The following is a 756-nucleotide window of genomic DNA, read 5'->3' as shown; positions in this document are numbered from 1 at the left end:
GCCGGCCAAGTGGTGCGAATCCCATCCACGACCACCCGCACAGGCCATGATCCAGGCGAGTTTGTCGTTGTGTACGCTTTTTGGCCGCAAAAGCGTACACAACGACAAAATTACGCCGATCTTCTCCGGTGGCCGGCGTCCATCGAGGTGCGCCACCGTTCGCGGGGATACGTATGGTTACCTGACCGGCGCTCCTAGCGCCACTGGGTGGAGACGCCGAGGCCGATCACGACGAAGCCGAAGCCGATGAGGATGTTCCAGGCGCCGAGGCCGCCCATTCCGGGGATGTCCCCGTTGGAGAAGTAGTAGACGAGCAGCCAGGTGATACCGATCAGGAAGAGCGCGAGGATCAGCGCACCCACCCAGGGCGGCGACGGTGGCTTGCGCTTGCGCGGCTGGGTGGCCTGGGGTGGTGCGCTGGTCGACTTCTTCTTGCGACGCCGGGAAACGGGCACTTCAGAGCTCCTCGGTGCACTGTATGATCACCATGGGCGAAGTGCCGCCCGTGCCGCCGGTGGGCCGGTAGGCCGCACGGGTACGGATCGCCCATTTCACAGGGTAGACATCCACTGTGCCGGGACGCGTCGGGGCACCCGGAAGGGCGGAAGCAGATGCTCCTGATTTCCCGCGCCCGCCTTCGGGAGCCGGGAATCCGGGCGGTCCCGGCAGGCCCAGGGCTCCGGCGCCGTGGGCGTCCCGGGACGCGCCCGACGGGCTCCCCGGCTCCGGCTCCGGCTCTGGCCCCGACCCCGGCTC

1 protein-coding gene is annotated in these 756 nt (G+C 67.9%); it reads right to left on the bottom strand.

What is annotated here, in order from left to right:
• Window positions 1–194 precede the first annotated feature (194 nt).
• Entirely contained in the window at window positions 195–455 is a 261-nt protein-coding gene (locus AC5LUJ_RS14605) for a cell division protein CrgA (protein ID WP_250282949.1), read from the bottom strand.
• Window positions 456–756 lie beyond the last annotated feature (301 nt).

Source organism: Protofrankia sp. CiP1_Cm_nod3, assembly GCF_982290655.1.
Note: the sequence above shows the minus strand (reverse complement) of the source record. Positions and strands in the feature narration are given on the sequence as shown.